This is a genomic window from Actinomycetospora sp., assembly GCF_055612215.1.
Genome location: NZ_JBVPVA010000396.1, coordinates 1 through 7,085 on the forward strand (window position 1 = coordinate 1; position 7,085 = coordinate 7,085).

General features: G+C 76.9%; 8 protein-coding genes. 6 read left to right on the forward strand and 2 right to left on the reverse strand.

Features of this window, described 5'->3' with window-relative positions:
- Positions 1 to 19 precede the first annotated feature (19 nt).
- The gene (locus AC0CYZ_RS11255) at positions 20 to 292 is read right to left on the reverse strand and encodes an HPr family phosphocarrier protein (RefSeq protein WP_472215280.1); all 273 of its coding nucleotides are present in this window, start codon (positions 290 to 292) and stop codon (positions 20 to 22) included.
- 57 nt (positions 293 to 349) lie between these two features.
- Between AC0CYZ_RS11255 and AC0CYZ_RS11260 the strand changes: the two genes are divergently transcribed.
- Positions 350 to 757, forward strand: a complete 408-nt coding sequence (locus AC0CYZ_RS11260) for a hypothetical protein (protein ID WP_472215282.1) — start codon at positions 350 to 352, stop codon at positions 755 to 757.
- Between the two features lie 57 nt (positions 758 to 814).
- On the opposite strand, the gene AC0CYZ_RS11265 is transcribed toward AC0CYZ_RS11260, so the two are convergent.
- Positions 815 to 1,468, reverse strand: a complete 654-nt coding sequence (locus tag AC0CYZ_RS11265) for a maleylpyruvate isomerase family mycothiol-dependent enzyme (RefSeq protein WP_472215284.1) — start codon at positions 1,466 to 1,468, stop codon at positions 815 to 817.
- 56 nt (positions 1,469 to 1,524) lie between these two features.
- Here AC0CYZ_RS11265 and guaA point away from each other — a divergent pair, with 56 nt between their 5' ends.
- The 5 genes from guaA to AC0CYZ_RS11290 all read left to right on the forward strand — a co-directional run.
- On the forward strand, positions 1,525 to 3,084 hold the full coding sequence (gene guaA, locus AC0CYZ_RS11270; protein WP_472215286.1) for a glutamine-hydrolyzing GMP synthase: 1,560 nt from the start codon (positions 1,525 to 1,527) through the stop codon (positions 3,082 to 3,084).
- 100 nt (positions 3,085 to 3,184) lie between these two features.
- Positions 3,185 to 5,971: an ATP-binding protein gene (locus AC0CYZ_RS11275; RefSeq protein ID WP_472215288.1), complete on the forward strand. Its 2,787-nt coding sequence runs from the start codon at positions 3,185 to 3,187 to the stop codon at positions 5,969 to 5,971.
- A gap of 129 nt (positions 5,972 to 6,100) precedes the next feature.
- Positions 6,101 to 6,277 (forward strand): hypothetical protein, encoded by a 177-nt coding sequence (locus AC0CYZ_RS11280; protein WP_472215290.1) that lies wholly within the window; start codon positions 6,101 to 6,103, stop codon positions 6,275 to 6,277.
- Positions 6,274 to 6,705, forward strand: coding sequence for a hypothetical protein (locus tag AC0CYZ_RS11285; RefSeq protein ID WP_472215292.1), 432 nt, complete (start codon positions 6,274 to 6,276; stop codon positions 6,703 to 6,705). The genes AC0CYZ_RS11280 and AC0CYZ_RS11285 overlap by 4 nt, the downstream gene beginning before the upstream one ends.
- Positions 6,706 to 6,753: 48 nt before the next feature.
- Positions 6,754 to 7,085 (forward strand): aminotransferase class I/II-fold pyridoxal phosphate-dependent enzyme (locus AC0CYZ_RS11290; RefSeq protein WP_472215294.1); only part of this gene is annotated, 332 nt, incomplete at its 3' end.

Consider the following 7,085-nt stretch of genomic DNA (forward strand, 5'->3'; position numbering starts at 1 on the left):
CCCTTCGCTCGGTACGGGGCTACGCGTCGAGGTCGCCGGCCAGCAGCTCGGCGAGGGCGTCCACCGAGGCCTGCGCACCCAGGACGTCGGGGTCGGCGGACAGGGTGACCTCCTGGCCGCCCCGCACCCCGAGCCCGAGCACGGAGAGCATGCTGCGCGCGTCGGCGCTGTCGCCCTCGGCGGTCGCCAGCGTGACCCGCGCGGGCTGGGCCGCGGCGGCCTGGCAGAAGACCGCGGCGGGGCGGGCGTGCAGCCCGATCTGGGTCGCGACGACGACGGTGCGCTCGATCATGGTGCCTTCCTGGGTGCGGGGGGCGGGCACGCGGTGGCCGCGGCGGTCTCTCGCTCGGTGTCGGGCGTCCCGGCGGCGCCGTGGGTGTCGGCGGCGGGGGTGGCCGGGCGACGGCGTGCGGAGGTGCTGAGCACGACGACGAGCACCATCGCGACGATCGTGCCCGCGACGACCGCCGCCGGGGAAGCCCGGCGGGTTCCCCGTGAGCGGGACCACGACGACGCCGCGGCGCGCGACGTCCTCGGGTCACCCGGGGCGTCGAGAAGCCCCGACCGACGCGAGCCCGCACCCGCCCGGCGTCGTCACCTACGGCCGGTCGAGGACGTCGCCGCGGCGGCGACCCGGGCCGTCGACGCCGGGGGGACGCTGCTGGTCGAGCCGTGGGAGCTCCCCGGGATGGGGACCATGGCCGTGCTCGGCGACCCCGAGGGCAACCGCATCGGGGTCTGGGCCGCGCCAATGTGATCACCGGGCCGGTGTGGTTCCGCCGAGCCCCCGGTGATCACCAGGGCGGCCCGCTGATCATGTCCTGGTCGCCGTGCCGCGCTCCCGGAGCGTCGACACCCCCGGACCGGACAGGTCGTCGCAGAACGCCGCCCGCCCGGCCATCGCCATGACGAGCGCGAGGGTCGGGCCGGCCACGAGGAGGCCGGTATCGGGACCCGAGGTGAACGGGCCGTCGGTGGCCGCCAGCCGCAGCCCGGCGATCGCGGTGCGGCTGGGCACCGCGAAGTCGCGGGCGGCGTAGAACTCCGCGACGGTCGTCGCCACCTCGACCGGCGTCCGCGTCGGGAGCCCGAGCGGGCGGCGGACGTCCGCACCGTGCACGACGACCTCCCCGAGCCACGCCGCCGCCGGCCCCATCGGCGCCACCGTCGCGTCGACCTTCGCCCGCAGGATCGCGAGCGTCTCCTCGGGCATGGCGCCGAGCTGCTCGTCGAGACGGCGGCGGTTGTGGAGCGCGAAGTCGAACCGGGCCCCGATCGCCGAGCGCAGCCACCGCAGCCGCCCGGTGCTCGCGGCGGCCGACAGGTGGGCCACCGTCTCCTCGACGGTCCACTCGGTGCACAACGACCGCCTCGCCCACCGTGCGGCGGTCAGCCCCTCGAGATCGGCGACGAGGGCGGCCCGTTCTTCGTGGATGGCGGGCCAGACGTCCGTGGTCACGGTGCTCATGGTGGATGGGACCGCCGCCGGCCGACGGACTCATCGCCGTCGGCCACAATGGAGGGGTGACCAGCAGTGGCGAGCACCCCGTCCTCGTCGTCGACTACGGCGCGCAGTACGCGCAGCTGATCGCCCGCCGCGTCCGCGAGGCGTCGGTCTACTCCGAGGTCGTGCCGCACACGACGTCGGTGGACGACCTGCTGGCGAAGGACCCGGCCGCGATCGTGCTCTCCGGCGGCCCCGCGTCGGTGTACGCCGAGGGGGCGCCGAGCATCGACCCCGCCCTCTTCGAGACCGGCGTCCCGGTCTTCGGCATCTGCTACGGGTTCCAGCTCATGGCCTCCGCCCTCGGCGGGACGGTCGCGCACACCGGGGACCGCGAGTACGGGCGCACCGACCTGCACGTGACCGACCCCGGTCGGCTGCACGGCGACATCCCCGCCGAGCACCCGGTCTGGATGAGCCACGGCGACGGCGTCACCGCGGCGCCGGAGGGGTTCACGACGACGGCCTCGTCGTCCGGGGCGCCGGTGGCGGCGTTCGAGGACGTCGACCGGCGGCTCGCCGGGGTGCAGTACCACCCCGAGGTCGGGCACTCGCCGCACGGCCAGCTCGTCCTGGAGCGCTTCCTGCGCGACGTCGCCGGCATCACCCCGGACTGGACGGCCGCGAACATCGTCGAGGAGACCGTCGAGGCGATCCGGGCGCAGGTCGGGCCCGGGGGCCGCGCGATCTGCGGGCTGTCCGGCGGGGTCGACTCGGCGGTCGCCGCGGCGCTCGTCCAGCGCGCGATCGGGGACCGGCTGACGTGCGTGTTCGTCGATCACGGGCTGCTGCGCGAGGGGGAGCGGGGCCAGGTCGAGCGCGACTTCGTCGCCGCCACCGGGGTCGACCTGGTGACCGTCGACGCCGCCGAGGTCTTCCTGCGCGAGCTCGCCGACGTCGTCGACCCCGAGGAGAAGCGCAAGATCATCGGCCGGGAGTTCATCCGGTCCTTCGAGGGGGCGGCCCGGGACCTCGCGGAGGGCGAGGGCGCCGAGTTCCTCGTGCAGGGCACGCTCTACCCCGACGTCGTGGAGTCCGGCGGGGGCTCCGGCGCGGCGAACATCAAGTCCCACCACAACGTCGGCGGCCTCCCCGACGACCTGCAGTTCTCGCTGGTCGAGCCGCTGCGGTCGCTGTTCAAGGACGAGGTCCGCGCAGTCGGCGCCGAGCTCGGCCTGCCCGAGACGATCGTCCAGCGTCAGCCCTTCCCCGGGCCCGGCCTGGCGATCCGCATCATCGGCGCGGTCGACGCCGACCGGCTGGCGACGCTGCGCCGTGCGGATGCCATCGCCCGTGAGGAGCTCTCGGCGGCGGGCCTCGACCGCACCATCTGGCAGTGCCCGGTGGTGCTGCTCGCGGACGTGCGCTCGGTCGGCGTGCAGGGCGACGGGCGGACCTACGGCCACCCCGTGGTGCTCCGCCCGGTCTCCAGCGAGGACGCGATGACGGCCGACTGGACCCGGGTCCCCTACGAGACCCTCGAACGCATCTCGACCCGGATCACCAACGAGTGCGCCGAGATCAACCGCGTGGTCCTCGACGTCACCAGCAAGCCGCCCGGCACGATCGAATGGGAATGACCGGGCGAGCCGGACACCGCGCCGACGACGACCGGTAGCCGTTCGGGTACCGGGCGGGACGGGGGTGGACAGAGTCCCCGTGATCGTGTCGGGTTGATCCATGGACGGACGCCGGGCGGTGCCGCCCCGGCGCCCGTTCGTCGGTCGCCGGGCCGAGCTGGCCGCCATCGAGGACACGGTCGCCGCCGCGCGCCGGGGCGAGCCGGGCCTCGTCTGGATCCCCGGGGCCGCCGGGATGGGCAAGTCCGCGCTGCTCGCGAGCGCCATCGGCCGCGTCGGCCCGCTGGACCTGCTGAGCGCGACCGGCGACGAGGCCGAGTCGGCGCTGCCCTACGGCATCGTCGACCAGCTCGCCGCCGCGCTGCCGGCCGACCTGCTCGCCCAGCACCCGCTCGCCGGCCCCGGCCGGGCCCCGGGCGCCGACCCGATGGTGGTGGGCGCGGACCTGCTCGCCGCCCTCGGCGCCGTCCCCGCCGACGATCCGCTGCTCGTGGTGATCGATGACGTGCAGTGGGCCGACGACCTGTCGATCCGCACCCTGGTGTTCGTCCTGCGCCGGCTGCGCCACGACCGCGTCGTGGTCCTGCTCGGGGTCCGGACCCCCGACCCCGGCCTCCTCGAGGGTGACGACCCCGTCGACCCGCGCTGGGAGCGCGTGCTGGACACGGTGCACGGCGCGCGCCGGCTCCCCCTGAGCGGTCTCGCGCCCGCCGAGCTGTCCGAGCTGGCCGCTGTCCTCGGGCGCCCGCTGAGCTCGACCGGCGCCGCCGAGCGACTCTGGGCCCGCACCCGCGGGCACCCGCTGCACGCCCGGACGCTGCTCGAGGAGCTCGCCCCGGAGGTCCTGGCCGCCACCACCACCGACGTGCTGCCCGCCCCGCGCTCCCTCGCCGCGGTCGTGCTCGTGCGGCTCTCCCGCGCGAGCCTCGCCGGCCAGGCCCTCGTCGTGGCCGCCTCGGTGCTCGGCGAGCCGTGCGCCCTCGCCGACGCGGCCGCGCTCGCGGTGGCCGCGGGCCTCGGCCCCGTCGACGACCCCGCCGCGGCCCTCGACGAGGGGGTCCGGGTCGGTCTGCTCACCGAGCGCGGGGACCGGCCGGTCGGCGGCATCGGGTTCGTCCACCCGCTGCTGCGGGCCGCGGTCTACGGCGACCAGCCGCCCGCCCGGCGCCGGGCCCTGCACACGGCCGCCGCCGGGCTCGTCCGCGGTCGCGCGGCGCTCACCCACCGGATCGCCGCCGCGTCGGGCCCCGACCCGGAGCTCGCGGCCGACCTCGAGCGGCTCGCCGAGGACGTCGCCACCGAGTCGTCCCCGCTCGACGTCGCCGACCTGTGGCACGCCGCCGCCGACGTCACCGTCGATCCCGACGACCACGAGCGCCGCGTCTTCCGGGCCGTCGAGGTGCTGCTCGGGGCGGGGGAGATCGGGCGCGCGGCGCCCTTCGAGGACGAGGTGGCCGCGGCGCGGCCGGGTCCGGTCCGCGACGCGCTGCTCGGGCGGCTGGCGCTGCTGCGCGGCCGGCTGGCCCGCGCCCGCCCACTGCTCGACGCCGCCGCGCAGGGCCCCGACGACCGGGTCCGCGCGATCGCGACCGCCGACCTCGCGCTGCTCACGGTGCTCGAGGGCCGCCCCGCGGCGGCCGTCGAGCTCGCGACGAGCTGCTTCGCCGACCCCGACGCCGGGCCCCTGGTGCGGGCGCCCGCGGGGTTCGCGCTGATCCTCGGGCTCGCCGCGCAGGGGCGGGCGGACCACGCCCGCGCGGTGCTCGACGTCGCCGGCGGGCCCCCGGAGGCCCGGACCCCGCTCTACGCCGACACCCTCGCCGTCCGCGGCGTCCTCGCCGCGGCGGCCGACGACGACGCCGCCGCCGGGCGTGACCTCGCCGAGGCGCTGCGCCTGGCCCGGGCGGGCCAGCCGGTGCGCACCGCGACCGTCGCCGCGGGCTACCTCGCGATGGTCCGGGACCGGACCGGTGAGGCCGACGGTCTCGACGCGGTCGAGCTGGCCGTCAACTCCGCACGCGACGCCGGGCGCGGGTTCGCCGAGCTGATGGTCCGGGGCTACGCCGCGTCCATGCACGCGCTGCGCGGACACGCGCACGAGGCCCGGGCCCACCTCGCCGTCGTCGCCACCGGCTCGCCCTGGTGGGGCTCGACGATCGTGACGGCCTCGGGGGGCGCGCTCCTGGCCCTCGTCGAGGACGACGCGGCGGGGATGCTGCGGGCCCTGGAGCCCGTGCTGCGCCCCGAGGTCCTGGACCTGGCCGACGCGATCGGCGCGCTCGGGCCGCGGGCGCTGCACGCGGAGGCCCTGCTGCGCCTCGGCCGGGTCGACGCCGCCCGCGACGCGGTCGAGGCCCTCGAGGCGCGGCTCGCCGACCGTCCGGCGGGCCACACCCGCGTCGACGCCGCCCGCCTGCGGGGCCTGCTCGCCGAGGCCGACCGGGACCCCGCCGGGGCCCGGGCGGCGTTCGAGTCCGGGCTCGCGGCCGCGGAGGCGGTGGACGTGCCCCTGGCCCGCGCCCGGCTCGAGACCGAGCTCGGCCGCCACCTGGTCGCGACGGGAGAGCGGCGCACCGGCGTCGACCTGCTGCGCGCGGCCCGTGACCGGCTCGCCTCCCTGGGGGCGACCCCGTTCCTCGCGCCGTGCGAGGAGCTGCTGCACGCCGCGGGCCTCACGCCCTCGCCCGAGGAGGAGGCGCTCGGGCTGACGCCGCACGAGGACGCCGTCGTCGCGCTCGTCGTGCGCGGGCTGACGAACCGGGAGGTCGCGCAGGAGCTGTTCGTCTCCCCGCGCACCGTCGCCTACCACCTGTCCAACGTCTACGCGAAGCTCGGTGTCACCTCCCGGGCCCAGTTGCGGGACCGGCGGGCCGTCCCGACGCGCTGACGCTGCGCAGCACGGCCGTCACCGCGGGTCGACTGGAAGCCGTACTGGAAGGCCGACCGGGGCGATCGCACGGCCGCGACCCGCAGGCTCGTCCCCATCGGAGACGACCAGAGGGAGGTGGGCTCGCCGATGCGGGTCACTCTCGACATCGCCCGGTCCCCCGACGGCCGGCTCGAGGGCTCGGCCGTCACGGAGACCGGGTCGGAGCACGTGTTCTCGGGGACGCTCGAGCTGCTGCGGGTCCTCGAGGACCTCCAGCCCGGCGCCCCCCTGACGTCGGGCTCCGTCCCGCGGAGCCCGCGATGACGCCGACCGCGCCGCCACCGGCCCTCGGGGTCCGGGACCACGCCCGCGCGGTCGTCCTCGGCCTCGTCATCGGCGGGCTGTGGATCGCGCACCGCGACGAGCCGTTGTGGGAGCACGCCCTCCGCACCCTCGTCGTCCTCGCGGTGGTGCCGGTCCTCGCCGCCCCGCTGCTCGCGTGGTGGCGCCGCCGGGCGGGCACCGAGGAGCAGGGGTACCGGCTCTCGCTGCGCCGCTTCGTCGTTGGCAAGGCGCTGCTCGTCGTGGCCGGGGTGGGCCTGGACCTGCTCCTGACCCTCTGGATCCCGGACCTGGCGGACATCGTGGTGGCGGTCGCGCTGCTCGTCGCGGTGGTCGTCGCCGGGACCCGCTACCACCACCTGCTGCTCGTGCCCACCGGATCCGCGGAGCCCGCCGACGCGCACTCCTGAGCGTCGCCCGGTGGTGGTCCGTCCCGGCATTCGCGAGGATGGAGCACCATGGCGACGACGATCTTCAGCGAGATGTCCGCCCTGGCCGTCGAGTACGACGCGATCAACCTCGGCCAGGGGTTCCCGGACACCCCCGGGCCGCAGGAGGTCGTCGACGCCGCCGTCGCCGCCATGCGCCGGGGCCTCAACCAGTACCCGCCGGCGATCGGCGTGCCGGCGCTGCGCGAGGCGATCTGCGACCACCAGCGGCGCTTCTACGGGATCGAGCTCGACCCGGCGTCGCAGGTCGTGGTGTGCGCGGGCGCCTCGGAGGCGCTCTCGTCGGCGCTGATGGCCCTCGTCGCGCCCGGCGACGAGGTGATCGCGCTCGAGCCGTTCTA